This window comes from Collinsella aerofaciens, assembly GCF_040910185.1.
GTDB lineage: Bacteria > Actinomycetota > Coriobacteriia > Coriobacteriales > Coriobacteriaceae > Collinsella > Collinsella aerofaciens_BF.
The window spans coordinates 23,022-46,800 of sequence record NZ_JBDGBA010000018.1 but is presented as its reverse complement, the minus strand read 5'-3'; the positions used below and the strand labels follow the sequence as shown (position 1 = coordinate 46,800).

Genomic DNA, 23,779 nt, shown 5'->3' with positions numbered 1-23,779 from the left:
AGGTATCGGGTTCCCACATTCATCCGCACATGTGCGGATGAATGTGGGAAGTGTTCGGATGAAGTTGATAATCAAGGACAAACACATCTGTCCAACAATTCGTCCGAAACATAATGAAAAACCGTTTGATGTGAGTTAATATAAACAACGTCGTGAATCTGACTCCTGCCACATGCATGACAGGGGTTAAACACAAAAAGGAGTCAACTATGGTTTCTGAGAAGGCTACCCTCGTTAATCCTCAGGGTCTGCACATGCGTCCGGCTGGTCTGTTCGCCTCCACCATGGGCAAGTATGCCTGTGACGTGACGGTCGTCACCCCCGAGAAGGAGGTCAACGGCAAGTCCCCGATGGCCCTCATGGCTGCTGGTATCCCCTGCGGTACCGAGGTCGAGGTCAAGTGCGACGGCGCTGACGAGGCCGAGGCTCTGGCTGCTGCCATCGAGCTCATCAAGAGCGGTCTTGGCGAGTAGAACTCAAACGGGTCGCATGTTGAACAACTAAGTTCATATTTGGGGGCGCAGTGACCTGTTGTAAGGTAGCTGCGCTCTTTTGTCATGGATATGGCAAAACGCTTTATCATATGACACGGAGAGAGGAATGGGAATGTATCAGGGAGTCAACGCTTCCGAGGGCATCGGTATCGGCACCGTCATGGTCGCCGTCGATCCCGACTTGACGTTTGAGCCGCACGAGGTTGCTGATTCGGCAGCAGAGAAGGAGCGCTATCAGTCCGCTCTTTCGGTCTTCTGCGAGAAGACCCAGGCTCAGGCCGACCACATGAAGGAGACGGTGGGCGAGGCCGAGGCCGAGATCATGAGCGGACACATTGTCCTGGCTCAGGACCCGGGCATGACCGACGCCATTAACGCCGCCATTGACGGCGGCACCTGCGCCGAGCAGGCGCTCATGGACACCTCGACCATGTTCGAGAACATGTTCCTGTCCATGGACGACGAGATGTTCCGTCTGCGCGCGGCCGACATCGCCGACATCCGCACCGGTATTCTGGCCGAGCTGCTGGGCAAGGAGGTCGTCGACCTCTCCGTCCTGCCCGAGAACACTGTCGTTGTCGTGCACGACCTCACGCCGTCCATGACCGCCACGATCGATAAGGCCCACGTTGCCGGTATCGTTACCGAGACCGGTGGCCGCACGTCGCACTCCGCGATTATTGCGCGCGCCCTCGAGATCCCGGCTGTCCTTTCGGTTTCCAACAGCTGCACCGCTCTGCGCAACGGCATGACCGTTGTCGTCGACGGTGGCAAGGGTATCGTCGAGGCCGATCCCGACGAGGAGACGCTCGCTGCCTACACCGCCAAGGCCGAGGCCTTCGCTGCCGAGAAGGCAGCCCTCGAGGCCTTCCGTGGCAAGCCGTCCGTGACTGCCGATGGCATCAAGAAGATCATCGCCTGCAACATCGGTAACCCCGATGACGTGCCCAACGCGCTCGATCACGACGCCGAGGCTATCGGTCTGTTCCGCTCCGAGTTCCTGTTCATGGACTCTGCTGAGCTCCCTTCCGAGGAGGAGCAGTTCAACGCCTACCGTAAGGTCGCCAGCGCGCTCAAGGGTGCTCCGGTCATCATCCGCACGCTCGATGTGGGTGGCGACAAGGAGATTCCGTATCTGCATATGGTCAAGGAAGACAACCCCTTCATGGGCTTCCGCGCCGTGCGTTACTGCTTGGCCAATCCCGACCAGTACAAGGTCCAGCTCCGCGCTCTGCTGCGCGCTAGCGCCTTCGGTGACGTCAAGATCATGATCCCGCTCGTCACCTGCGTCGAGGAGGTCTTGGCTGTCAAGGAGCTCGTCGAGCAGTGCAAGGCCGAGCTGACCGAAGAGGGGCGCAAGTTCAACGAGAACATCGAGGTCGGCATCATGGTCGAGACGCCTGCCGCTTCGCTGCTCGCAGACCGTCTTGCCGAGGTCGCCGACTTCTTCTCCATCGGCACCAACGACCTGATCGGCTACACCATGTGCGCCGACCGTGGCAACGACACCATCTCCAACCTGTACCAGGTTTACTATCCCGCCGTGCTCCGCTCGCTCAAGAACATCATCGAGAGCGGCGTGAAGGCCGGCATCATGGTCGGTATGTGCGGCGAGGCCGCTGCCGATCCGCTGCTCGAGCCGCTGCTGATCAGCTGGGGCCTGGAGGAGTTCTCGATGAGTGCTCCGTCGATCCTGCGCGCCCGTAAGACCATCAGCCAGTGGACCAAGGCCGAGTGCGACGAGCTCGCCGAGAAGGCGCTCGCCTGCAACACCGCCGCCGAGGTCAAGGCGCTGCTCGAGTCCGCAGCTCGCTAATTTGGTATCAGAGGTAACCGCGTGGTTGGAATGGGCCGGCCACGCGGCCCTCACATATACAGGGGGTACTGTAAATGTTCTACACGCTAACCGCTAACCCGGCTGTCGACATGACGGTTTCGAGCTCTCCGCTCGAGCCCGACGAGAACGTCCGCACCGGTTCGGCCAGCTACACGGCTAACGGCAAGGGCCTCGACGTGTCCTTCGCCTTTAAGAAGATGGGCGTCGACACCGTCGCGCTCGGCTTCTTCGCTGGCTTCACGGGCAAGTTCATCGTCGAGGAGGTCATGAACCTGGGTTGCCTCTGCCGCCCGGTCTGGACCGACGGTATCACGCGCATTAACACCTACGTCAACGATGGCCAGCACGAGTACGGCATCCTGAACCCCGGCGCCCCGATCACGCCGCAGCACCAGGAGGAGCTCTACAACATCCTGGACACCGCGGGCGATCTCGAGTGCCTGATCGTCTCCGGCTCCGTGCCTCCCAAAGCTACGCCCGACTTCCTGGCTCAGGTCATGGAGCACGCTCAGGCTCGTGGCGCTGACGTCGTCCTGGACCTGTCCTCCGATAAGCTCAAGGAGCTCGCTCACAAGAAGCCGCTGCTCATCAAGCCGAACCATCACGAGATGAAGGCCATCTTCGGCGTGCCGGTCGACACCGACGACGAGGTTCGTGTCGCCATGAAGATGGCTCACGACGCTGGCGTTCAGAACGTGCTGCTCACCCGTGGTAGCCGCGGCGACGCTTACTTCTCCAACGGCGAGGACATCTGGTACGCCAAGCGTGAGTTCAACATCAAGCTGGTCTCTTCCGTCTGCGCCGGCGACTGCACCCTCGCTGCGTTCCTGCACAAGTGGTACAGGGATCGCGACAACGTCGAGGAGGCCATGAAGCTCGCTATGGCCACCGGCGCCAACGTTGCCGAGTCCGTCGGCATTGGTGACTTCGGTCACGTCGACGAGTACAGCAAGCGCGTTGCTGTCCGCAAGCTCGATCGGCAGTAATCGAAACGCGACATATTCGTGCGCATGCGGCGCCCCGGTTTCGGCCGGGGCGCCTTTTTTGTTCCGCCATGGGGGAGAGGTGTCCTGCCGTACTTCATCGCTTCCACACCGTTCACCGAGTTGTCCTAGCCTTTTACCGATGCGTGGAATATACTTTCATTAACACGTTGCTTCGTGAAAGGAACATTCATGATTTACACGCTCACTGCTAATCCCGCCATTGATTACAACATCGCCTGCGATGGCCTTACTGCCAATACCGTCACGCGTACCCGCAATGCCGTCTACACGCCCAACGGCAAAGGCCTCAACGTCTCGTTTACGCTTGACCACTATGGTGTCGACACCACGATCCTGGGTTTCTTCGCCGGCTTCTCGGGTGAGTTTATCGTTAAGGGCGCCGAGGCCCTGGGCGTGCCCGTCAAGCCCGTGTGGACCGACGGTATTACGCGCGTCAATGTGTTTCTCAACGCCGGTCCCGACACCGAGTACAACATGGTCAATGCCGGTGCCGCCATCAATGAGGCCAACGAGCAGGAGATGTTTGAACTTATCGATTCGCTCGATGACATGACCTGCCTGGTCATCAGCGGCTCGCTGCCTCCCAACACTTCCGAGGGCTTCTTGGCCGAGGTCCTGCGCCGTGTCAAGGCCAAGGGGGCCGAGTTCGTCCTCGACATCTCGAGCCATCAGCTGGCAGACCTCATTGCTCTGGAGCCACTGCTGATCAAGCCCAATGACGACGAGCTGCTTGACATCTTTGGCATCAAGGTGAGCGGTGGCGACGACGAGTCCGTCAAGGGCGCTATGGCCGAGCTGCACGCCAAGGGCGCCAAGAACGTGCTGCTGACCCTTGGTGGCGCCGGTGCGTACTTCTCCAACGGCGAGCATATCTGGTTTGCCAACCGCACCTTCGACGTCAAGCTGCTGTCGACGGTGTGCGCCGGCGATTCCTCGCTCGCTGCCTTCCTGTCCGTGTGGCACGACGCCCCCGAGCGCGTCGAGGACGCCCTGCGCCTTTCGATGGCCACTGGCGCCAACGTGGTCGAGTGCCCCGGTCTGGGTGATTTTGCCAAGGTGGACGAATATAAGAAGCACATCGAGGTTCGCCAGGTCTGCTAGTTCCGGCACCTTGTCTGAATAGTTTGATTATTTCGCATCCGTCTTAGACTAGGACGGATGCGTTTTTGTTTATCGGACTTGCGTGTGCAGTGGAGACTGTTTCTTGCTAGACTTCTTGCAGACGCAATCGATAGCCAATTTGATAGTCGCAGGAGGCCATAGGCATGTGCAATGTTTCGCTCAACGGTACTCAACCGTCCGATGCGTCCTTGCGCGTCCTGCGCGCGCTTGAGGCGGCTGGTCTTGAGGCTTGGTACGTGGGCGGTTGGGTGCGCGACGCCCTGATGGGGTACCCCAGCCACGATGTTGATATGTGCTGTAGCGGCCTGTGGCAGGAGTCCAAAGCGGCGCTCGAGGCCGCCGGCATCGCGGTTGTGGAGTCGGGCATTAAATTTGGCGGAATCACGGCTATTTCCGATGGCGAGCGTATCGAGGTCACCACGTACCGTCTGGATGGCTTTTACACCGATGGTCGCCATCCCCAGAGTGTGGAGCGTGCCGCCTCGCTCGAGGACGATCTGGCGCGCCGCGACTTTACCGTCAATGCCATGGCCTGGCATCCCGAGCGCGGGCTTGTCGACCGCTACGACGGCCAGGGTGACTTGGAGCGCAAGCTGATTCGCGCTGTCGGCGATCCCAAGCGTCGCTTTAACGAGGACGCCCTGCGCATGCTGCGTGCGGTGCGCTTTGCCTGCCGTCTGGACTTTATGATTGAGCCCGAGACCAAGCGTGCGCTTGCCGAGTGCGCGCCGCTGCTCGATGCCGTGGCGCGTGAGCGTGTGGGTATTGAGCTCGAGGGCATTCTTTCGACCGGTCATGGGGGAGACGCGATGCTCCGCTATCCCGAGCTCATCTGCGCCGCCGTGCCCGAGTTGGCAGCGGGTCGCGGGTTTGATCAGCGCAGTGTCTATCATGCGTTTAACGTCTACGTGCATATCGCCCGTGTGCTGACGGTGGTGGGGGAGCTCGCGCTGTGTGACGGCGTCGCGCCCTCGTCGAGCCTTATGTGGGCAGCGTTTTTGCACGATGTGTCCAAGCCCGAGTGCTTCACGGTCGATCACGCCGGCAGCGGACACTTCTACGGTCATCCCGAGCTCGGCGCCAAGAAGGCGCGCGTCATTATGGATCGCCTGGCTCTCTCGCACGACCTGGTGCGCGACGTGTGCCTGCTCATCAAATATCACGACAAACCGCTGCGTCCCGAGCGATCCTGCCTGCTCAATATGATGTGTGCGCTTTCTGGCGAGGGCGTCGACACGCCGCGTTTGATGGACGAGCTCATGGATCTTAAGCGTGCCGACACGCTCGGCAAGGCCCCGTCGTGCTTCTATTACGTTGAGACGATTGAGGAGATGCGCGCGATGGCGCACGAGCTGCTGAAGGCGGGGGAGCCCTATACGCTCAAGATGCTCGCCATCAACGGCGGCGACCTGATCCGTGCCGGAGTCAAGCCCGGGCCGGAACTGGGGCAGCTACTCAACTCCGCCCTCGACGCCGTGATCGAAGACAAAATCCCCAACGAGCGCGAAGCTCTTTTGGTCCATCTCAACTTGAATTAGCTACCCAGTTTACCTGTGTGTTCCATAACCTGCCGACAATTTTTCGGCAATTTGGAATTTCTTCTTGCGCTGATGTTTTTTGTCCCGTAATATATTTCCTCGCAGCACGGCAGTGCAGATGTCATGTGGCCCGTTCGTCTAGCGGTTTAGGACGCCGCCCTCTCAAGGCGGAGATCACCAGTTCGAATCTGGTACGGGCTACCACGCATCTGATACCCGGACTTCCTATGGAAGGCCGGGTTTTTTTATTTTCAAACAACCGTCTGCAATTCCCGTTTGAACCAGAGCTTTGCGTTCTGCCTATGGCCCTTACGGGTACAATATCCAAGATATTTTGACTGTTAGAAGGAGTCTCATGACGGAGTCCTCTCAGCATACGTCTAAGCCCCAGGTCGAGGTTGAGGCCTCGGGCGGAGATGACAATAAGAGCGCACGCCGCGGCGCCATCTTTATCGGCGTCGTGCTGGTAGGTTATATCGTCTATCTGGTGGTAACCGGGCAGATGGGGCAGTTCTGGGCCGCTATGTCGAGCGTCCAGGCGTCATGGCTCGTTGTCGCGTGTCTTTGCATGTTCATGTACCTGTTCTTTGGCATTGTGGCCTATGCGATCGCCGTCTGGCTCGATCCCAATTCGCCCGTCGGCATCCGCGACCTGATCTCGGTCGAGGCGAGTGGCATCTTCTTTGGTAACCTGACGCCCATGATGATGGGCTCCACCCCGGCTCAAATCTATCGCCTGACCAAGGCCGGCCAAAACGTGGGCGAGGCCGGCGCCACGCAATTCACGCGTTTTATCGTGTACCAGTTTGGCCTCGTTGCCTGGGGCGCTATCCTACTGCTTGCTCGCATGCCGTTTTTTGCCGAGCGCTATGGCGACATGACGTTGCTGTGCGTCTTTAGCTTTGGTGGGCACTGCTGCATCTTGCTGGGCATCTTCGCCGTCGCGCTCATGCCTAAGACCGTCACGCGCGTCGCCCATTGCATCATTAATTGGCTTGAGCGCATTGGTGTCTCGGCCACTAAGATCGAGGGATGGCGCACGTTTGTCGATGGCGAGATCTACTCCTTCTCCGAGAAGTTCAAGCTTTCAGCCGGACATTTTTCTTCCATGCTGCTCACGGTGGTCATCACCATGCTGCAACTTGCGTTTTTCTATCTGGTTCCGTATTTCCTGATGCTTGCTTTTGGCCATCACGAGGTCGACTTTTTCTCGGTCATGGCCGCGAGCGCCTTTGTCCAGCTGCTGAGCTCTGCGGTCCCCTTGCCCGGTGGAACTGGTGGCGCTGAGGGCGGCTTTGCATTGTTCTTGGGTCATTTCTTTGGGTCGGCTTCGACCGCCGGTTATCTGCTGTGGCGCCTCATCACGTTTATTGCGCCTACCATTTTGGCTGCGCCCCTGCTGGGACTTAAGAGCGCCCACAACGAGAGCATCCATGCGCGCTGGGATCGCGTGATGCGCAAGCTCGGCCGCACGCCTCAGACGCCCTCTGCGCCCACTAAGCCGCACCCCACGAATGCTGTTACCGTTGATCCCAAGAAGCACGCTCAGAAGGCTTCTGGGACCGCTAAGCCGGCTCATAAAGCCTATGTGCGCCAGACGGGCGACGGTATTCGCGTATCTCCGTCGGCGCTCAATAAGAAGAAGCATCCTAAGTCGCAGTAGGACAGTCGTGCGTTCTTCATGATGCGGGGCATATTTGTGCTGTATGGGGGATAATCCTCTTACGTAGATTATCTCTCATCTGTTGATGAATGCCCGCATATCGAAGGGACACGCCCATGGCCACCAGCAAACCGCGTATTGATCGCCGCATCGTTCGCAGCCGCAATGCCATCCTTTCCGCGTTCGAGCGTCTGCTTATGGAAAAGCCGCTGGCAGACATTACGGTGAGTGCCATCGCGCGCGAGGCCAATGTCGACCGCAAAACCTTCTATGTGCACTTTGGCACGGTTGACGGCCTGCTCGATGCCGTTGCCGTCGATGTAGTGGAGATGATTGTCGATTCGGTCGAGAAGACGCTTTCCTCCATGGACGGCGACACCAACGAGCGCGCCCTGGGCGCGGCGGCGACCTTCTTTAAAACCGTTAACGAGGCGCTGTGCAACAACCTCGTGCTCAATCGTCAGCTGATCGAGAATATTCCGCTCGATGATTTTATGGCTCGTCTTCGTGCGCCGCTCGAACACGAGATTGCCGAGCGCGATCTGCTGCCCCAAGGTCTCAAGGACGAGATGTTCGATTACTATCTGGCGTTTTTGCTGTCGGGTATTATTGGTATCTATCGCACGTGGGCACTGTCTGACGGTTCGGTTCCTATCGAGCGCGTCTCGGAGGTCGCCAACGACCTCACGCTCAACGGCCTGTCGAGTCTGGAATCTCGCTTGGATTAGGCCTAGTTGGGCTCGTCGGCGTGGAAATCCCTGTTCACGAGGTTCTCCGGCGCCTTGGAGACCTCGCCGGCGTAGGAGCTGTAGCCTGAGGATCCTTAAAAGAAAGTCCAGTTTATTCTTCCCACTCCAAATGGGAATCCTCCGATGCGCCTTCGCACGCTTGCATGACCTCGATACCATGCGAGTGTGCGAACTCGACGAGCTCTGCGTTGCGGGCGTTTAAGGTGCCGAAGGCAGCGGGGCACACGATAAGGCGCGCGCAGTGGATGAGGAGCTCTATGGCGCGGGCTATGGTTTTATCTCCGATCGTCTCGAAGGCGCGCTCGGCCACGCATTCCGCCGCCAGGTCGCGCGCGAGCTCGCAGTCGATGTCTCCTTCGTGCAGAACGCCCGCGTAGAACGCTTTGCCCTGCCGGATGAGCTGGCGAAACACAGCTGACCCCGTACCTGCGCCGGCGATGACGAACGTGTGCGCATCGCCGTGTGGGCGCCCAATTTCCACGCTGCCGAAGCGCTCGTTGAAGGTGCCATGTTTAAGGCCGTAGAGCTCGCCAATCGTCTCGCGCGTGAATATGTCCTCGGGTGCGCCGGCGCGGAAGACCCGGCCGTCCTTCACGCAAATCACCTTGTCGGCGCTTTTCTGCGCGAGCTCGAGTTCGTGGATGGACATGATGATAGCCACATTTCGCGATTTCGCAAGGTGGCGAAGTATTCGCAGCAGGTCGATCTGGTAGCGGATATCGAGATACGACGTGGGCTCGTCGAGCACGAGCACGCGCGGATCCTGCGCGATGGCGCGTGCGAGCATGACGCGCTGGCGTTGCCCGTCGCTTATCTGCATGAAGTCGCGCTCGGCGAGCTCTTCCACATGTGCGGTTTTCATGGCCTCGTCGACCCGACTATGGTCGTCGGGCGAGAGTGTGCCCATTCGCCCGGTGTAGGGATGCCTTCCCGCCTCTACGATATCGCGGCAGGTGAGGAGCTCGGTCCGGGGGCGATCTGTCAGCATAACGGCAAGGTTCCTTGCGAACTCCGCCGTCTTCCATCGGGAAATCTCCCGCCCGTCGAGCTCGACCGCGCCGGCAAGCGGTGCCAGATGGCGTGTGATGGTTTTCAAGATGGTCGACTTGCCCGAGCCGTTCGGCCCGATGAGCGCCACGACGTCGCCCGCGCGAACCTCCAGATCGACGCCTTCGACTACGACCTTCTTGTCGTAGCCCGCCGACAGGTCGCTTATGCGGAAAAGCGGCGCTCCGTCAGCCTGCGTTTCGACCGGGGTTTCGAGGTTCGACTCCGCTCGAAGGAGGCGTTCCGCGCGCAGTTCCGCACGAGCCGAAAGTGTCTTCTGGCGCTTTCGTGCGAGCTCAGGACTGTCTAAGCATGGAATGTCCCCTCCGAGCGTTTTGGGCCGCGGCACGAATTCCCCCATCTACCTCACCCGCTTCTTCAGCATGAGCGCGATAACCACCGGCGCGCCGAAGATGGCGGTGACGGCGCTGATGGAAAGCTCGACGGGAGAGAACAGCGTGCGCGCGATCAAATCGCAACCCGCGCAGAAGATGGCGCCTCCCAAGAAGCACGCAGGAATCACGCGGATGGGCTTCGACGACTTCAGCGCCGACTTCACGAGATGCGGAACCGCGATGCCTACGAACGACACCGGACCAGCGAACGCGGTCACGCAGGCGGAGAGCATGCTCGCTAGAAGGACGAGCACCACGCGGAAGCGTGCGACGTTCACGCCGACGCTTTTCGCGTAGGCTTCTCCCAGCTGGAAGGCGGAAAGGGGCTTCGATATCGCGAATACGCATGCGCTCACGGTGATCACCACGACCACGATGACCGCGATGTCGTCCCAGCTCGAACCCGAGAAGCTACCCAAAGACCAGTTGTGCAGGTTCACGATGGACTGGTCGTCGGCGAAGGCGATAAGGAAGTTCGTTGCCGCCGAGCAGATGTATCCCACCATGACGCCCGCCACGATGAGCATGGCCATGGAACTTATGCGCCGTGCGATGAGGAGCACGAAGCCGATGGTGATAAGCGAGCCCAGAAACGCTGCGGCCACCATGGCCGGCGAGGACATGGCCTGGTTCGCGCCCAGAAGTACGATCATCGTAAGTGCGACGACGAACTTTGCGCCCGAGGAGACGCCCAAGATGAACGGGTCGGCGATGGGATTGTTGAAAAACGTCTGCAGCAGGAACCCGGAGAGCGAAAGTGCCCCGCCGAGAAGCACGGCTGAAAGCACGCGCGGCAGGCGAATCTCCCAGATGACTTGGCTTTCCATGGAATTGGCCGCGCCGCCCGAAAGGATGCCGGGGATGTGGTCTGCGGGCACGAGCACGCTCCCGATGCACAGGTTGGCCCCGACGAGCACGATGAGGGCAACAGCGAGCAGCGCCGTCACGACGCGACACCGCGCGGCGCGCCCCGATTCGTCGTATGTCATGGAAAGCCGGCTTCTCATGACGCTAGCCGAGCTTCCTCAGATAATGGAAGTCGCTCGCGTCATCGCCGGTGAACGCCCCGTGCAGCTCGTCGATAATGTCGGCGGTAGAAGTCATCTGCTGGTACATGTCGGCGCTTGTGACCCAGACGTTGCCGTTCTTCACGGCCTTGAACTGCGACAATAGCGCGTTTTTGCCTACGAAGTCGTTCAAGGTGGCAACCGATTCGTCGATGGTGCCGTTGTAGACGATGATGTCGGCATCCTTCGCTGTCGCGTAGAAGCGCTCCATTTCGAGCGTTACTGACGAACCTGACGTCGACGCCGTCTGCGCGTCATCGAGCGCGTAGTTGCCGCCTGCAAGCTCGATCATCTGCGCCACATAGTCGCCCGCCCGCCGCGTGACGGCGGCCCCGTTCGAGTTAATGTAGAAATACGCCACGGTTTTACCTGACGACGCGAGCCCCGACGTTTGCTCGACGCGGGCCTTCTGCTCGTTGAACAGGTGCGCGGCCTCGTCTTCCTTGTCGAACAGGACGCCGAAAAGCTTAATCCACTCGAGGCGCCCGAGTGCTTCGGGCTCGCTCGACGACTGTTCGGTGAGCACGACGAGCCCGAGCTTCTGCAGCTTTTCCTTCACATCGGGCGTGTGGTTGATCATGGTGTTCTCGATGGCGAGCGTGCAGCCCGAGGCCGATATTCGCTCGTAGTCGGGCGCGCTGTACTTGCCGCCGTAGGCGATCGCCCCACTTTCGAGTGCGCTTTTGAAGCCCGCGACCGAGCAATCGTCGGCCTTCGTGCCCGACATGATGATATTGTCGTTCGCATCGAGCGCGTCGACCAGGCACATCGTCGCCGACGACACGAGGTACACCTTGTCGGCGGGGCGCCTTATGACCACGATGTCGGAGCTCAACCCATCAGGTACCTTTGCATCTTGCGGCACCACGAGGAAGCGCTCCCCGTTCGAAATGCAGATAAGCCGCAGGCCGCCTTCGTACTCGTCGACAGTGAAGTGCTCGGCGTATTCAAGCTGAAGCGCCCCCGTCGGCTCCCAGCCGCAGCCCAAATCTGCGTTGTGGAAGTCGGCCGCGGCGCTTGAAGGCGTTCCCGCAGGGGAGCCGCCGCTTGCATCGTCGCCCGTTTTCTCCTTCATGGTGGATGAGTCGAAGTGGAGCGTGTAGTCGATGGTGTGCGGCGTCGACATGGCGACGGTCTCGGCCGACACGGCGATGTCCTCGTCGAGCGTGACGGGTATTTCGAACGTGGAGTTGCCGCCGTCGTTTACGGGCGCGTAGTCCACGCCGTCTACGGTCATCTTGTCGTAGTTCGAACTCGACCAGGTGATGGTCGCGGTGTAGGTGTCGCCATCCTTCACAATTGTGGTGGGTGAGGCGATGCTTGCGCGCCCTGACCCGCCGGAAAGCGAGACGCTCACAGTGTATTCCTGAGAGCCCGCCGTGCCACCGGTCACGTTCGGGCTCGCACTGCACCCCGCGAAGGGAAGCGCAAGCAATGCGACGAGAACGCAGGCGATCGCGCGCGTCGCGATGCTGCGGCGCTTCCTGCTTTCCCCCTTGGGAAGAATCGACCGCATGGCGTTACTTCAGTGCGTCGGCGAGCAGATCGACGCCGGCGGATTCGAATACGAGCGTGCGGTCGTACCACTGCTCTTTTCTAATACTCCACGCGGCGCAGGCGGTGTCCTCGTCGAGCGCTTCAACGGGCACGTCGTAGGTGTACTTGCCTTCCGCGTTTTCCACATAGGGGATGAAGTCGGCCTCGCTCGCGGCGGCAGCCTCGTCGCCCGTGCCCATGAAGAGCTTTCCGTAGCCCGTGCCGGAAAGCGTCATCACACAGTGCATGGAGCCGTTTTCCACGATGAGCTGGGCGTCCACAATCCTGAACATGTTCGAGCTGGAATCTACGGTGATCGGATAGGTGCCGTCGGCCACCTTGTCGGCGGTGATGGGGGCAGCGCTTGCGCCCTCGGGCGCATCGGCCGCCTGTTCGGTCTTTTCCTGGGAATCGGCATCGCTTGCCTTTGCGCTGTCGATTGAATTTCCGCCGCAGCCGGCGAGCGAGAACGCGAAAAGCGCCGCTGACAGGGCGAAGGCGAGGGTTTTCTTCAACATGGAGGGGGTTCCTTTCAATCGCTTCGACCGCCCGCGCCGTGCGGTGGGCGGGCGGGATGCGAATGCAACGGGCATGCGCCGTCAGTCGGGGAAGGCGCATGCCCGTTGCACGGGGACGCGACCGGCGCCCCCGTGCGCGGCGAGTTTACAGCTTGGCGATGGCGTCGTCCACGTGCGCGACGTAGATGTCGTCGACCGCGACGTTCTGTCCCAGACCCTGGAGCAGGCACGTCACTTCGAAGCCGGCGGCCACGAACTTCGCAGCCCAGCTGTCGGGGTCGGTCTCGTCTGCCATGTCGTTGTTCGCGTGGTCGCCCGCGACCACCATGAACGGCGCGAGCACGGCCTTCTTGTACCCTGCGGCGCTCGCGGCGGCGATAACATCCTCGCAGGTCGGTTCAGCCTCGACGGTGCCGACGAAGAACTGCGTCAAGCCCTCGTTCTTGAACACTTCCTGCATCTTGGCATAGTCGGCGTTGGAATCGGCTTCGGTGCCGTGGCCCATGAGGCACAGCGCCGTCTTGCCGTCGTCGAAGGACGCCATGTTCTCCTTAATGGCGGCGGCCACCTTCTTGTAGTCGTCGTCGGAGGTGAGCAGCGGGTCGCCGAGCGAGATCTTGTCGAACTTGTCGGCGTACTTGTCGAGTTCGTCTTTCACGTCGGCGTATTCCAGGCCAGCCATGAGATGCGTCGGCTGCACGACGATTTCCTTCACGCCGTCTTCCACGCAGCGGTCGAGCGCCTCGGTCATGTTGTCGATCGTGATGCCGTCGCGCTTCTTCAGCTTGTCGATGATGATCTGCGCGGTGAAGGCGCGGCGGATGTCGTAGTCCTGCCAGTACTTCTCGCGGATAGCGTCTTCGATGGCGCCGATGGTGATGTGGCGCGAGTCGTTGTAGCTCGTGCCGAAGCTCGTGACGAGGATGACCGGCTTCACGGCCTTCTCCTTTTCACTCGATTTCTCGGAACTCGCGGAGGTGTTGGAGCAGCCCGCGAGCGCGACTCCGGCGAGCGCGACGGCTCCGGTTGCTGCGGCGCCCATGAAGCCGCGGCGTGACATCTGGTCGGACATGGTTTTTCCTTTCCTCGGTTTGCCGGTCCCCCGGCGACAGTTGCTTGTCGGCACAAGCGAAAGAAAAGCGCACCCCTCGGGGTTCACAAGGAGCTAACGCCACGGCGATGCCGTGAGGAAAAGGCGAAGCAGTCTGGCTTGGGGCGCGAGGCGGTTTGCCCGCGCGTCCTATACAGTAATGTCCCTTGCCCAGGATTCCCACCTGGTTCCCTCCGCAAGCCAGCGCGGGCTGTGCGGGCGCCGCGCCGGTCATTTCCTTTTATCCGATTGTCATATGCTCGTTGCCGAAACTTTTACTATGATAGTGGGCACTTGTGAACGTGTCAAAGCCAGGGCGGGCGGCATTGCGCCTCCTGCCTGCGTATTTGCGCCGATTGCCACCGCAGACGCCGTGTTTTGCCCGCTGCGCGAAGGGCGGCGTAAACGGTTGAGATGAGAAACAGGAAGGGAAGGCTCGGATGATTCATATCGTTGGCGCAGGCTCGGGCGCCGCCGACCTTATCACGCTGCGCGGGGCGCGCCTTCTGCGCGCGGCCGACGTGGTCGTTTGGGCGGGAAGCCTTGTGAACCCCGAGCTGCTCGCTGAGTGCAAGGAATCCTGCATCGTCTACGACAGCGCGCACATGACCTTGGAGGAAGTGCTCGACGTGATGTGCGCGGCGGATGCGCGGGGCGAGGAAGTGGTGCGCCTGCACACGGGCGACCCGTGCCTGTACGGCGCCATCCAGGAGCAGATGGACGCACTCGACGCGCGCGGCGTGGACTACGAGGTGGTGCCCGGCGTGTCGAGCTTTTGCGGTGCCGCGGCGGCGCTTCGCCAGGAATACACGCTGCCGGGAATCAGCCAGTCGGTCGTGATCACGCGGCTTTCCGGGCGCACCCCCATGCCCGCGGGCGAGAGCATGCGCACCATGGCGGAAAGCGGCTCGACTATGGTCATCTTCCTGAGCTCGGGTATGCTCGCCGAGCTTTCCGCCGAGCTTTTGGCCGCGGGCCGCAGCTCCGACGAGCCGGCGGCGCTCGTGTACAAGGCGACCTGGCCTGAGGAGCGCGTGGTGCGCTGTACAGTGGGCACGCTCGCCGATGCGGGCGCGCGAGAGGGCATCGACCGCACGGCGCTCGTGGTGGTGGGCCGCGTGCTCGGAGCTCGCGGCGGACTTGCGCACGACGGCGCGCAAGCGGAGTCGTACGAGCGCAGCAAGCTTTACGACCCTTCGTTTGCCACGGGGTATCGGAAGGCGAGCAGCTAGCGTGGCCTTCGAGCACTACATATATACCGGGACGACCCGCCTGCGCTGCGGCTACACCACGGGGAGCTGCGCCGCGCTCGCGGCGAAGGCGGCCTGCGAGATGCTCTTGTCACGAAAGCCCGTCGGCCTCGTGTCGATCGTCACCCCCGGCGGGCTGCCCGTCGAAGCGAACGTGGTCGACGCATGCATCGGTGAGGGGTGCGCCCAGTGCGCCGTGCGAAAGGACGCAGGCGACGATGCCGATGTGACCGACGGCGTGCTCGTGTACGCGCGCGTGGAACATGCGGGGTCGGGCACGGGTGCTGCGGGCAGCAAGGGCGTGCCCGCGCGCGAATCGGAAGTTTCCGTCGATGGCGGCGTGGGCGTGGGGCGCGTGACTTTGCCCGGGCTCGAGCAGCCGGTGGGGGCGGCCGCCATCAACGCGACGCCGCGCGCGATGATCACTTCGGCGGTGCGCGAGGTGTGCGCCGCGCACGGCTTTTCTGGAAATATTGCTGTGACGATTTCGGTACCCGAGGGTGTTGCCCTTGCCGAAAAGACCTTCAACCCGCACCTGGGGATAAAGGACGGCATCTCCATCCTGGGCACGACGGGCATCGTCGAGCCGCGCAGCCTCGCTGCTTTGCGCGACAGCATCGAGCTCGAGATTCGGCAGCATGCGGCTATGGGGCGGCGCGGAGTCGTGCTCACGCCCGGCAACTACGGCGGGCAGTTCATCTCGGGGCATTTCCACCTAAACGGTGCGCCGGTGGTCTTTATCTCCAACTTTGTGGGCGATGCGATTGATTGCTGCGTTCGCGAGGGATTTACTAATGTCCTTCTTGTGGGACACATCGGCAAGTTGGTGAAGGTCGCGGGCGGCATCATGGACACCCATTCGCGTACCGCCGACTGCCGCGCGGAGATTCTGGCCGCCCACGCGGCCTTGGCCGGCGCGGGCGCGAAGACCGTGCGTGAGATCCTGTCGTCGGTCACGACCACGGCGGCGCTCGAGGTAATCGAGGCCGCCGGCGTGGGGGACGCTGCGCGCGCCTCGCTCGCTGCGGCAATCGAGGACAGGTTGCGCCGCCGCGCGGCGGGCGCATGCGACATCGCCGCGGTCGTGTTCGACGCCGAGCGCCGCGAGCTTTTCCGCACGTCGGGCGCCGATGCAGTTATCGGGAAATTGGGGGCGACGTATGAGTAAAGGCGTTCTGTACGGGGCGCGCCGTGCAATCGGCTGGCCGGGGACGAAGGTGGTCATGAAGGCGCGCCGCTCGCTTGCGGACACGAAGCGCTTCCTTTGCGAGGAGGGTGCCTTCGACGGTGCCGAGCTTGTAGAGGACTGTGGGCTTCCGGGCGAGCGCGTGTACCGCTCGCTCGACGATGTGCCCGATCGGGGCAGCTACTTCTCGACGATGGTGGTGCGCTAGATGAGGGTTTCCTGCATAGCGTTCACTGAGAGGGGGTATGCGTTGGCGGTGCGCACCGCACACGCGCTTTCCGATTGCGCACAGACAGGTGAAGACGACCCTGGCTGGGACGTTTCCGTTTCGCGCGGGTTCGGCGAGGGGAAGGCCGACCTGCGCGCATGGACGGCGCTCGCGTGGGAAGCGTCGGACGCGCTTCTGTTCGTGGGCGCGGCGGGCATCGCCGTGCGGGCGATCGCGCCGCATGTCGCTTCGAAGGCAACCGATTCCGCGGTTGTGGTGATTGACGAGGCGGGACGCTTTGCCGTCCCGCTTTTGTCGGGGCATTTGGGCGGTGCGAACGAGCTTGCGCAAACTGTGGCCCGCGCGGTAGGGGCCATCCCCGTCATCACCACGGCGACCGACGTCCGCGGCGTGTGGGCGGTGGATACGTGGGCGCGCTGTGCGGGGCTCGCCGTTTCGAATCCCGAGGCCATCAAGCGAGTGTCGGCGCGGCTGCTTTCGGGCGGGCGCGTGGCGCTCTATTCCGACATGCCGATTTCGGGACAGCCGCCTGAGGGGGTTGACATTGCGTCCGACCGCGCTCGGGCCGATATCGTCGTGTCGCCGTTCGCTGGCGCGAATGCAGGTGCGTCCGTTCGTGCGGCGGAGACAACGGGCGAGGTCGTGCCCGCCGGTGAGACGGGGAAGCCGGCGGGCGTGCGGGCGCAGGCGCCTGCGCCCGAGCCGCTTCGCCTTGTCGTGCCCTGCATCGTTGCGGGCATAGGATGCCGTCGCGGTGCGTGCGCCGAAGCGATCGAGGAGGCGTTTCTTCTCGCGTGCGGGCAGGTGGGTATCTCGCCTTCGGCCGTGCGCGAGGCGGCGACGATCGACGTGAAGGCGCACGAGGAGGGTCTGCTCGCCTTCTGCTGCGCGCGCAATATCCCGCTTGCGACGTATTCCGCAGAGGAGTTGTCGCAGGTCGAAGGCAGCGTTTCGCCATCTGATTTCGTGCGCGCGACGGTGGGGGTCGACAACGTGTGCGAGCGGGCAGCGCTCGCGGAGGGGGGCAAACTTATCTTCCCGAAGCTCGCTCACGGCGGCGTGACCGTCGCGTTTTCCAAAGTATCTATCGAACTTTCGTTTAAGGAGCGGTGATGGGAAAGCTCTTCGTGGTGGGGATCGGCCCGGGCGGCCCCGACGGCATGACGATTGCGGCTCGGCGCGCGCTCGAGGCGGCCGACATCGTTGTTGGGTACACGAAATACGTGGAGCTCGCGCTTGCCGCCGTGCCCGACGCGGCGCATCTCGCGACGCCGATGATGCACGAGGTCGAACGGTGCCGTCTGGCGCTTTCGCGCGCGCAGAGCGGAGAAGCCGTGGCGCTCGTGTGCAGCGGTGACGCGGGCGTTTACGGCATGGCGAGCCCCGTGCTGGAGCTTGCGGAGGACTACCCCGATGTAGACGTGGAAGTTATCTCCGGGGCCACCGCGGCTCAGAGCGGGTCGGCGGTGCTCGGCGCCCCGCTTGCCCACGACTTCGCGGTCGTGTCGCTCTCCGACCTGCTCACGCCGTGGGAGGTCATCGAGCGCAGGCTCGCCGCCGTGGCGAGCGCCGACTTCTGCATCTGTTTGTACAACCCGCGCAGCAGAAAGCGCGCCGACAGGCTCTCGCGCGCGGCGAAGATTATGCTCGAATGGAAGGCCCCCGACACGCTCTGCGGCTGGGTACGCAACATCGGGCGCGAGGGGCAGCAGTCGGGCATGTGCAGGCTCTCCGAGCTGGGGGAGCTCGACGCCGACATGTTCACCACCGTGTTCGTCGGCAACGCGGACACGAAGCGCGTAGGCGGCCGTATGGTCACGCCGCGCGGGTATCGGGAGATTCCATGCGAAAGGTAACGATAATCGGGGCGGGGCCCGGAAACCCCGACTTGCTCTCGCGCGCGGCGCTCGACGCGATCGACATCGCCGATGTGGTCATCGGCGCTCATCGCGCGCTTGCCGGCATCGACGTGCCGCCCGACGTGGTGAGATGCGAGCTCGTGAAGACGGCGGACATCGTCGCCGCGCTCACCGATGCGGCGTCGTGGCAGCGCGCCGTGGTCGTGATGACGGGCGATGTGGGGCTGTTCAGTGGCGCGCGCCGCCTGGTGGAGGCGCTCTCCGGCGACGCGCAGGTGGACGTGCGCGTCATTCCCGGCATAAGCTCAGCGTCGTATCTCGCCGCGCGCCTCGCGCGTCCATGGCAGGATTGGCGCTTCGCGAGCGCTCACGGCGTGGCGTGCGACATCGTGGCCGAGGCCGAGCGCGCAGGTGAACTCTTCCTCGTCACGTCGGGCGGGGAAGACCCCTCGCGGCTTTCGGGTGAGCTTGTGCATGCGGGCTTCGGGGACGCGCGCGTGACGGTGGCCGAGCGCCTGTCGTACCCCGAGGAGCGCATCACCTGCGCGACCGCAAGTGAAATTGCAGGTCAGACGTTCGACGACTTGAACGTGATGCTTATCGAGTTCGCAGGCGGCGCCGGCTCGCCCGCGGGCTCTAGCGTAGCCTCTGAGGCGCCTGCCGGTGCGTCTGCGCCCACGGCGGCTTCTTCCGCGGCGGACTCTGCGGGCGCATCCCGCGCCGCGAGCTCCCGCTGGCCGTACGCTTCCTCGGGCATTCCCGACGAGCTCTTCATCCGCGGCGACGTTCCCATGACCAAGCAGGAGGTGCGCGCCGTCGCGCTCGCGAAGCTGCGCCTTACCGCGACCGACACCGTGTGGGACGTCGGCGCCGGCACGGGGAGCGTGTCGATCGAGGCGGCGCTCGTCGCGCGAGTGGGGTCGGTATGGGCGGTCGAGCGCAACGCGGCCGGCGTGCGGCTCATCCGAGAGAACGCGGATGCATTCGGCTGCGGCAACGTGCATGCGGTCCCCGGTGTCGCCCCCGAAGCGCTCGCGAAACTGCCCGTCCCCGACGCCGTGTTCGTCGGCGGGAGCGCGGGTGAGCTTCCCTCCATCGTGGAGGCGGCGCTCGAGAAAAACTCGCAGGTTCGCCTGTGTGTGCCATGCGTCACCGTTGAGACGCTCACCGAGGCGTGCGCGCTCCTCTCGGGTTCGCGCTTTAAGGGGTTCGAGGCGTGCCAGGTGTCGGCCGCCCGCGCCGAGGCTGTAGGCTCGCACCATCTTATGAAGGCGCAAAACCCCGTGTTCCTCGTCAGCGCGCGTGGTGCAGGTGGGGAAGGCGGCGCCCGGTGAGCACGACCATCCCGCGCTTCATGGTCGCTGCGCCCTCGAGCGGGAGCGGCAAGACGGTCGTTACGTGCGCGCTCCTGCGCGCGCTCGCACGCCGCGGCCTTGCATGCGCGGCCTTCAAATGCGGCCCCGACTACATTGACCCGCTCTTTCATCGTCGCGTCGTGGGTGCGCGCTCGGGCAACTTAGACGGCTTCTTCACCGACGCCCCGACGCTGCGCGCCCTGCTCGCACGCGGCGCCGCGAGTGCGGATGTCGCGGTGCTCGAGGGGGTCATGGGCTTCTACGACGGCATGGCGCCCGGCGTGGCCGACGCGAGCAGCTACCAGGTTGCGCGCGACACGGAAACGCCGGTCGTTTTAGTGGTGAACGGGCGCGGGGCGTCTTTATCGCTCGCCGCCGTAATCCGCGGCATCGCCGAGTTCCTGCCTTGTGCGAACGTGCGCGGCGTCGTGTTGAACAAGACGAGCGCCGCTGCCTGCGCCTACGCGGCGCCTGCGATCGAGAAGCACACGGGCGTCGCGGTTTTGGGGAATATCCCCGCCGACGAGGCGTTCTCGCTCGAAAGCCGGCATCTGGGGCTTGTGACCGCCGACGAGGTCGAGCAGCTCTCCGCGCGCATCGACAAGATGGCCGAGCTGGTGGAAAAGACCGTCGACGTCGACCGCTTGCTCGAAACAGCGGCGACGGCACCCGATATCCGCGAGGAACCTTACCGGTTGGAGCCGATCGCGGGAGCGCGGCCCATCGTCGCCGTCGCCCGTGACGAGGCGTTCTCGTTCTACTACGAGGAGAACCTGCGCGCGCTCGAGGACCTGGGTTGCGAGCTGGCCTTTTTCAGCCCCTTGTGTGATAGTGAGTTGCCCCGGGGGACAAGCGCCCTCTATCTGGGAGGCGGCTACCCGGAGCTCCATGCGCGGCAGCTCTCCGAGAACGCGCCTATGCGCGAGGCGGTGCGGCGCGCGGTGGAATCCGGCATGCCGACGGTCGCCGAATGCGGTGGGTTTCTGTACCTGCAGCGTGAAATCGCCGATAGCGAGGGGCGGCGCTGGCCTGTTGCGGGCGCCCTTGAAGGCGCAAGCGAGAACGGGGGAAGGCTGTCCCATTTCGGGTACGTGGAGCTCACTTCCCAACGCGACGGGCTCTACGGGCCGCGCGGCACACGCATCCGCGCGCACGAGTTCCACTACTGGCAGTCCACCTGCCCGGGCGGCGACTTCTGGGCGCAGAAGCCCCGGCGCGACAAGGGCTGGCCGTGCATGACGACCACCCCGTCCCTGGTTGCGGGCTTCCCGCATGTGTACTATCCTGCGAACCCCGACGTTGCGCGCACGTTCGCGTCTGCCGCAGCGTCGTTCGCAGAGAGGAGACGGCATGGCTGAAGCAACCGAAACCGCGTTGGCCTGCATCCGCGAGGAAGTCGAGCGCGCGTTCTCGTCGGCGCCGGGCGCCGTGCTCGAAGCCGCGCTCTCCCGGATCGCGCCCGCAGACGAGTGCGCCCGCGCCGCCGCGTACGCCGAGTGGGACTCCATCGCGCATCCCTTGCGGGGATTGGGCGACTTTGAAGACGCCGTCGCGTGTATCGCCGCGGCTCAGGGGAGCGCCGAGGTGGCCGAGTTTCCCCGTGCACTCGCGGTATTCTTCTCCGACAACGGGGTCGTTGCCGAAGGCGTGTCGCAAAGCGGGCAAGACGTGACGCGAGCCGTCGCGCGCAACATGTGCGAGGGGGCCACGAGTGCCTGCCGCATGGCGGCGTTCGCGGGTGCCGAGGTCGTGCCCGTCGACGTGGGTATGGCCCGGGGCATAGAAGACGCGCGCATGGTGCGCGCGAACGTGCGGCGGGGGAGCGACAACATCGCGCACGGCGCCGCTATGTCTCGCGATGGGGCCGTGCGCGCAATCGAGGTCGGAATCGCCGTCGCGTGCGGGCTTGCCCGCGCCGACGTTCGCCTTCTCGTCGCGGGCGAGATGGGCATCGGCAACACGACCACCTCGGCGGCGGTGGCCGCAGTGCTCCTCCGGGCGGACGCGCGGAGCCTCGTCGGGCGCGGCGCGGGGCTCTCGGACGCCTCACTCGCGCGCAAGCGCGACGTGGTCGAGCGCGCTATCGACGCGAACTCGCCCGATCCCGCCGACCCGATCGACGTGCTCTCGAAGGTGGGCGGCTTCGACATCGCGGCGATGTGCGGCTTCTACCTGGGGGCCGCGGCCTCGAAGGCGCCGGCGCTCCTCGACGGGGTAGTATCCTGCACGGCGGCCCTGTGCGCGGCGCGCCTGTGCTCCAACGCCTTGGGCTACCTCGTGGGCACCCACGCATCAAGTGAACCCGCAAGCCAGGAGCTCCTTCGCGAGCTCGGCATAAAGGCACCCCTCGACGCAGGCATGCACTTGGGCGAGGGCGCGGGCGCCATGGCGTATCTGCCCCTTCTGGATTCGGCGCTGCGCGTGTACCGGGATGGGAAGACGTTCACGGCGACCGGCATGGCTGCTTACGAGCATTTCGAGGCCTGGAAATGACGGTGACGCTCGTTATCGGCGCCGCCGCGAGCGGCAAGAGCGCCTACGCCGAGTCCCTGTGCCTCGGGCACGACGGGCCCCGCGTGTACCTGGCAACGATGGAGCCCTTCGGGGAAGAGGGCGCCCGCCGCATCGCGCGCCATCGGGCGCTGCGCGAGGGCAAGGGGTTTTCCACCCTCGAGCGCACGCGTGACGTGGGCGCCGCAGTGCCCGGGCTTCCGCGCGGCTGCACGCTTCTTTTGGAGGACGTGGGCAACCTGGTTGCGAACGAGCTCTTCCCGGAAGGCGGCTTGCCCCCACGTGACCCCGACGCTGCGGCGCGCGAGGTGCTCGGAGGCATCGAACGGCTCGCTCAGGCCGCTGTGCATACGGTGGTGGTCACCGTCGACGTGTTCGCCGATGGGATGCGCTACGATGAGGGGACCGAGGCGTGGAGGCGCGCGCTCGCGCGCGTGAACGAGGGCGTGACGGCGATGGCCGACCGCGCAGTCGAAGTGGTATGCGGGATTCCCGTGTGGATGAAAGGCGAAGGACCTACAAGGTGAAGATAGCAGAGGCAATCGGCGCGGCGTTCGGAACGTTCTCGCGCATCCCCGTCCCGAAATCGGCCTGGACCGATTTCGGGTCAACCCATGCGCTTGCCGCGTTTCCCCTGGTGGGCCTTGCGGAAGGCTTCCTCATGACGGCGTGGGGGTACGTGGCTAACCTGCTTGTCGTGCCCGCGACCATCGTCGCGGCCGTGCTCGTGGCGCTGCCTGTGGCGGTGACGGGTGGCATCCACCTAGACGGGCTCTGCGACACCTCCGATGCGCTTGCAAGTTGGGCCCCGCGCGAGCGAAAGCTCGAGATCATGCACGACCCGCGGGCGGGCGCCTTCGGGGTCATCGGTGTTGTCGTGTACCTTATTCTGCAGTTTTCCCTGTTCACCGCGCTGCCGCTTACGGCGGGGTCGTTCCTCGCGCTTCTGTGCTCGCTCGTGTTCTCCCGCGCGCTTTCGGGGCTCGCCGTTGAATGCTGGCCTGCCGCGCGGGCGGACGGCATGGCCGCGGGGCTCTCGCCTGCGAAGAAGCGCGCGGCGATCGTCGTGCCGCTTTGCGCTTTCGCTACGGCTTCGGCTGCAGGGATGGTCGCGTGCGCTCGGGCCGTCGGCGCCCTTATGGCGGTGGCGGGGCTTTTGGCGCTCGCGTGGTACCGCCATGTTGCCCTGTCCCGCTTCGGCGGGGTGACGGGGGATTTGGCCGGATGGTTTCTGCAATGGGCCGAGCTCGCGATGCTTGCTATGCTGGTGGCGGGGGGCATGCTCCTATGATGCTCGTGGTAGGTGGCGCGCATTCGGGGAAGAGG

Annotated in this window: 22 protein-coding genes and 1 tRNA gene; 18 read left to right on the top strand and 5 right to left on the bottom strand. The window is 63.6% G+C overall.

Going from position 1 to position 23,779, the window contains the following annotated elements; all coding sequences use genetic code 11:
- Positions 1-209: 209 nt before the first annotated feature.
- The 8 genes from AB5Z54_RS07745 (at position 210) to AB5Z54_RS07710 (ending at position 8,389) form a co-directional block, all read left to right on the top strand.
- The gene (locus AB5Z54_RS07745; RefSeq protein WP_022094575.1) at positions 210-473 is read left to right on the top strand and encodes an HPr family phosphocarrier protein; all 264 of its coding nucleotides are present in this window, start codon (positions 210-212) and stop codon (positions 471-473) included.
- A gap of 133 nt (positions 474-606) precedes the next feature.
- Positions 607-2,310 carry a phosphoenolpyruvate--protein phosphotransferase gene (gene ptsP / locus AB5Z54_RS07740; protein ID WP_035138206.1) on the top strand — a complete coding sequence of 568 codons (1,704 nt, stop codon included), beginning with the start codon at positions 607-609 and terminating at the stop codon, positions 2,308-2,310.
- A gap of 74 nt (positions 2,311-2,384) precedes the next feature.
- On the top strand, positions 2,385-3,317 hold the full coding sequence (locus AB5Z54_RS07735; protein WP_006233969.1) for a 1-phosphofructokinase family hexose kinase: 933 nt from the start codon (positions 2,385-2,387) through the stop codon (positions 3,315-3,317).
- 189 nt (positions 3,318-3,506) lie between these two features.
- Positions 3,507-4,439: a 1-phosphofructokinase family hexose kinase gene (locus AB5Z54_RS07730; protein WP_006233968.1), complete on the top strand. Its 933-nt coding sequence runs from the start codon at positions 3,507-3,509 to the stop codon at positions 4,437-4,439.
- A 164-nt stretch (positions 4,440-4,603) separates the two neighbouring features.
- The gene (locus AB5Z54_RS07725) at positions 4,604-5,998 is read left to right on the top strand and encodes a CCA tRNA nucleotidyltransferase (protein WP_368135346.1); all 1,395 of its coding nucleotides are present in this window, start codon (positions 4,604-4,606) and stop codon (positions 5,996-5,998) included.
- Between the two features lie 127 nt (positions 5,999-6,125).
- Positions 6,126-6,202: transfer RNA gene (locus AB5Z54_RS07720), tRNA-Glu, on the top strand.
- Between the two features lie 151 nt (positions 6,203-6,353).
- Complete coding sequence (locus AB5Z54_RS07715) at positions 6,354-7,661, top strand: lysylphosphatidylglycerol synthase transmembrane domain-containing protein (protein WP_368135345.1); 1,308 nt, start codon at positions 6,354-6,356, stop codon at positions 7,659-7,661.
- A gap of 116 nt (positions 7,662-7,777) precedes the next feature.
- Positions 7,778-8,389 carry a TetR/AcrR family transcriptional regulator gene (locus tag AB5Z54_RS07710; RefSeq protein ID WP_368135344.1) on the top strand — a complete coding sequence of 204 codons (612 nt, stop codon included), beginning with the start codon at positions 7,778-7,780 and terminating at the stop codon, positions 8,387-8,389.
- Positions 8,390-8,501: 112 nt separating this feature from the next.
- Here the strand turns inward: AB5Z54_RS07710 and AB5Z54_RS07705 are convergent, their stop codons facing one another.
- From AB5Z54_RS07705 to AB5Z54_RS07685, 5 genes are all read right to left on the bottom strand, one after another.
- Positions 8,502-9,818 carry an ABC transporter ATP-binding protein gene (locus AB5Z54_RS07705; protein WP_368135343.1) on the bottom strand — a complete coding sequence of 439 codons (1,317 nt, stop codon included), beginning with the start codon at positions 9,816-9,818 and terminating at the stop codon, positions 8,502-8,504.
- The gene (locus AB5Z54_RS07700) at positions 9,819-10,841 is read right to left on the bottom strand and encodes a FecCD family ABC transporter permease (RefSeq protein ID WP_225093538.1); all 1,023 of its coding nucleotides are present in this window, start codon (positions 10,839-10,841) and stop codon (positions 9,819-9,821) included.
- Positions 10,842-10,863: 22 nt separating this feature from the next.
- Entirely contained in the window at positions 10,864-12,435 is a 1,572-nt protein-coding gene (locus tag AB5Z54_RS07695; RefSeq protein WP_368135342.1) for an ABC transporter substrate-binding protein, read from the bottom strand.
- Positions 12,436-12,439: 4 nt separating this feature from the next.
- Positions 12,440-12,973 carry a hypothetical protein gene (locus tag AB5Z54_RS07690; protein ID WP_368135341.1) on the bottom strand — a complete coding sequence of 178 codons (534 nt, stop codon included), beginning with the start codon at positions 12,971-12,973 and terminating at the stop codon, positions 12,440-12,442.
- Positions 12,974-13,118: 145 nt separating this feature from the next.
- Positions 13,119-14,045 (bottom strand): sirohydrochlorin cobaltochelatase, encoded by a 927-nt coding sequence (locus AB5Z54_RS07685; protein ID WP_368135340.1) that lies wholly within the window; start codon positions 14,043-14,045, stop codon positions 13,119-13,121.
- A 458-nt stretch (positions 14,046-14,503) separates the two neighbouring features.
- Here AB5Z54_RS07685 and cobM point away from each other — a divergent pair, with 458 nt between their 5' ends.
- The 10 genes from cobM to cobS are packed head-to-tail and all read left to right on the top strand — an operon-like array spanning position 14,504 to position 23,744.
- Positions 14,504-15,295, top strand: a complete 792-nt coding sequence (gene cobM, locus AB5Z54_RS07680; protein WP_260699637.1) for a precorrin-4 C(11)-methyltransferase — start codon at positions 14,504-14,506, stop codon at positions 15,293-15,295.
- A gap of 1 nt (position 15,296) precedes the next feature.
- On the top strand, positions 15,297-16,481 hold the full coding sequence (gene cbiD / locus AB5Z54_RS07675; protein ID WP_271740310.1) for a cobalt-precorrin-5B (C(1))-methyltransferase CbiD: 1,185 nt from the start codon (positions 15,297-15,299) through the stop codon (positions 16,479-16,481).
- Entirely contained in the window at positions 16,474-16,707 is a 234-nt protein-coding gene (locus tag AB5Z54_RS07670) for an SAM-dependent methyltransferase (RefSeq protein ID WP_346976490.1), read from the top strand. The genes cbiD and AB5Z54_RS07670 overlap by 8 nt, the downstream gene beginning before the upstream one ends.
- Positions 16,708-16,755: 48 nt before the next feature.
- The gene (locus tag AB5Z54_RS07665; protein ID WP_368135347.1) at positions 16,756-17,841 is read left to right on the top strand and encodes a cobalt-precorrin 5A hydrolase; all 1,086 of its coding nucleotides are present in this window, start codon (positions 16,756-16,758) and stop codon (positions 17,839-17,841) included.
- The gene (gene cobJ, locus AB5Z54_RS07660; RefSeq protein WP_138374713.1) at positions 17,841-18,584 is read left to right on the top strand and encodes a precorrin-3B C(17)-methyltransferase; all 744 of its coding nucleotides are present in this window, start codon (positions 17,841-17,843) and stop codon (positions 18,582-18,584) included. Before AB5Z54_RS07665 ends, cobJ begins: the two co-directional genes overlap by 1 nt.
- Positions 18,572-19,921, top strand: coding sequence for a precorrin-6y C5,15-methyltransferase (decarboxylating) subunit CbiE (gene cbiE / locus AB5Z54_RS07655; RefSeq protein ID WP_138374712.1), 1,350 nt, complete (start codon positions 18,572-18,574; stop codon positions 19,919-19,921). The genes cobJ and cbiE overlap by 13 nt, the downstream gene beginning before the upstream one ends.
- Entirely contained in the window at positions 19,918-21,300 is a 1,383-nt protein-coding gene (locus AB5Z54_RS07650; RefSeq protein ID WP_238022974.1) for a cobyrinic acid a,c-diamide synthase CobB, read from the top strand. Before cbiE ends, AB5Z54_RS07650 begins: the two co-directional genes overlap by 4 nt.
- Positions 21,293-22,435 carry a nicotinate-nucleotide--dimethylbenzimidazole phosphoribosyltransferase gene (locus AB5Z54_RS07645; protein WP_138374711.1) on the top strand — a complete coding sequence of 381 codons (1,143 nt, stop codon included), beginning with the start codon at positions 21,293-21,295 and terminating at the stop codon, positions 22,433-22,435. The genes AB5Z54_RS07650 and AB5Z54_RS07645 overlap by 8 nt, the downstream gene beginning before the upstream one ends.
- Positions 22,432-22,980 (top strand): bifunctional adenosylcobinamide kinase/adenosylcobinamide-phosphate guanylyltransferase, encoded by a 549-nt coding sequence (locus tag AB5Z54_RS07640; protein WP_138374710.1) that lies wholly within the window; start codon positions 22,432-22,434, stop codon positions 22,978-22,980. The genes AB5Z54_RS07645 and AB5Z54_RS07640 overlap by 4 nt, the downstream gene beginning before the upstream one ends.
- Positions 22,935-23,744, top strand: a complete 810-nt coding sequence (gene cobS, locus AB5Z54_RS07635) for an adenosylcobinamide-GDP ribazoletransferase (RefSeq protein ID WP_368135339.1) — start codon at positions 22,935-22,937, stop codon at positions 23,742-23,744. The genes AB5Z54_RS07640 and cobS overlap by 46 nt, the downstream gene beginning before the upstream one ends.
- Positions 23,745-23,779 lie beyond the last annotated feature (35 nt).

Coding starts and splice junctions, on each gene's coding strand:
- AB5Z54_RS07695 (WP_368135342.1), bottom strand. CDS start 12,435: ATGCGGTCGATTCTTCCCAAGGGGGAAAGCAGGAAGCGCCGCAGCATC.
- AB5Z54_RS07685 (WP_368135340.1), bottom strand. CDS start 14,045: ATGTCCGACCAGATGTCACGCCGCGGCTTCATGGGCGCCGCAGCAACC.
- AB5Z54_RS07710 (WP_368135344.1), top strand. CDS start 7,778: ATGGCCACCAGCAAACCGCGTATTGATCGCCGCATCGTTCGCAGCCGC.
- AB5Z54_RS07725 (WP_368135346.1), top strand. CDS start 4,604: ATGTGCAATGTTTCGCTCAACGGTACTCAACCGTCCGATGCGTCCTTG.
- cobM (WP_260699637.1), top strand. CDS start 14,504: ATGATTCATATCGTTGGCGCAGGCTCGGGCGCCGCCGACCTTATCACG.
- AB5Z54_RS07745 (WP_022094575.1), top strand. CDS start 210: ATGGTTTCTGAGAAGGCTACCCTCGTTAATCCTCAGGGTCTGCACATG.
- cbiE (WP_138374712.1), top strand. CDS start 18,572: ATGCGAAAGGTAACGATAATCGGGGCGGGGCCCGGAAACCCCGACTTG.
- cobS (WP_368135339.1), top strand. CDS start 22,935: ATGCGGGATTCCCGTGTGGATGAAAGGCGAAGGACCTACAAGGTGAAG.
- cobJ (WP_138374713.1), top strand. CDS start 17,841: ATGGGAAAGCTCTTCGTGGTGGGGATCGGCCCGGGCGGCCCCGACGGC.
- AB5Z54_RS07715 (WP_368135345.1), top strand. CDS start 6,354: ATGACGGAGTCCTCTCAGCATACGTCTAAGCCCCAGGTCGAGGTTGAG.
- AB5Z54_RS07640 (WP_138374710.1), top strand. CDS start 22,432: ATGACGGTGACGCTCGTTATCGGCGCCGCCGCGAGCGGCAAGAGCGCC.
- ptsP (WP_035138206.1), top strand. CDS start 607: ATGTATCAGGGAGTCAACGCTTCCGAGGGCATCGGTATCGGCACCGTC.
- AB5Z54_RS07700 (WP_225093538.1), bottom strand. CDS start 10,841: ATGACATACGACGAATCGGGGCGCGCCGCGCGGTGTCGCGTCGTGACG.
- AB5Z54_RS07645 (WP_138374711.1), top strand. CDS start 21,293: ATGGCTGAAGCAACCGAAACCGCGTTGGCCTGCATCCGCGAGGAAGTC.
- AB5Z54_RS07670 (WP_346976490.1), top strand. CDS start 16,474: ATGAGTAAAGGCGTTCTGTACGGGGCGCGCCGTGCAATCGGCTGGCCG.
- AB5Z54_RS07735 (WP_006233969.1), top strand. CDS start 2,385: ATGTTCTACACGCTAACCGCTAACCCGGCTGTCGACATGACGGTTTCG.
- AB5Z54_RS07730 (WP_006233968.1), top strand. CDS start 3,507: ATGATTTACACGCTCACTGCTAATCCCGCCATTGATTACAACATCGCC.
- AB5Z54_RS07690 (WP_368135341.1), bottom strand. CDS start 12,973: ATGTTGAAGAAAACCCTCGCCTTCGCCCTGTCAGCGGCGCTTTTCGCG.
- AB5Z54_RS07705 (WP_368135343.1), bottom strand. CDS start 9,818: ATGGGGGAATTCGTGCCGCGGCCCAAAACGCTCGGAGGGGACATTCCA.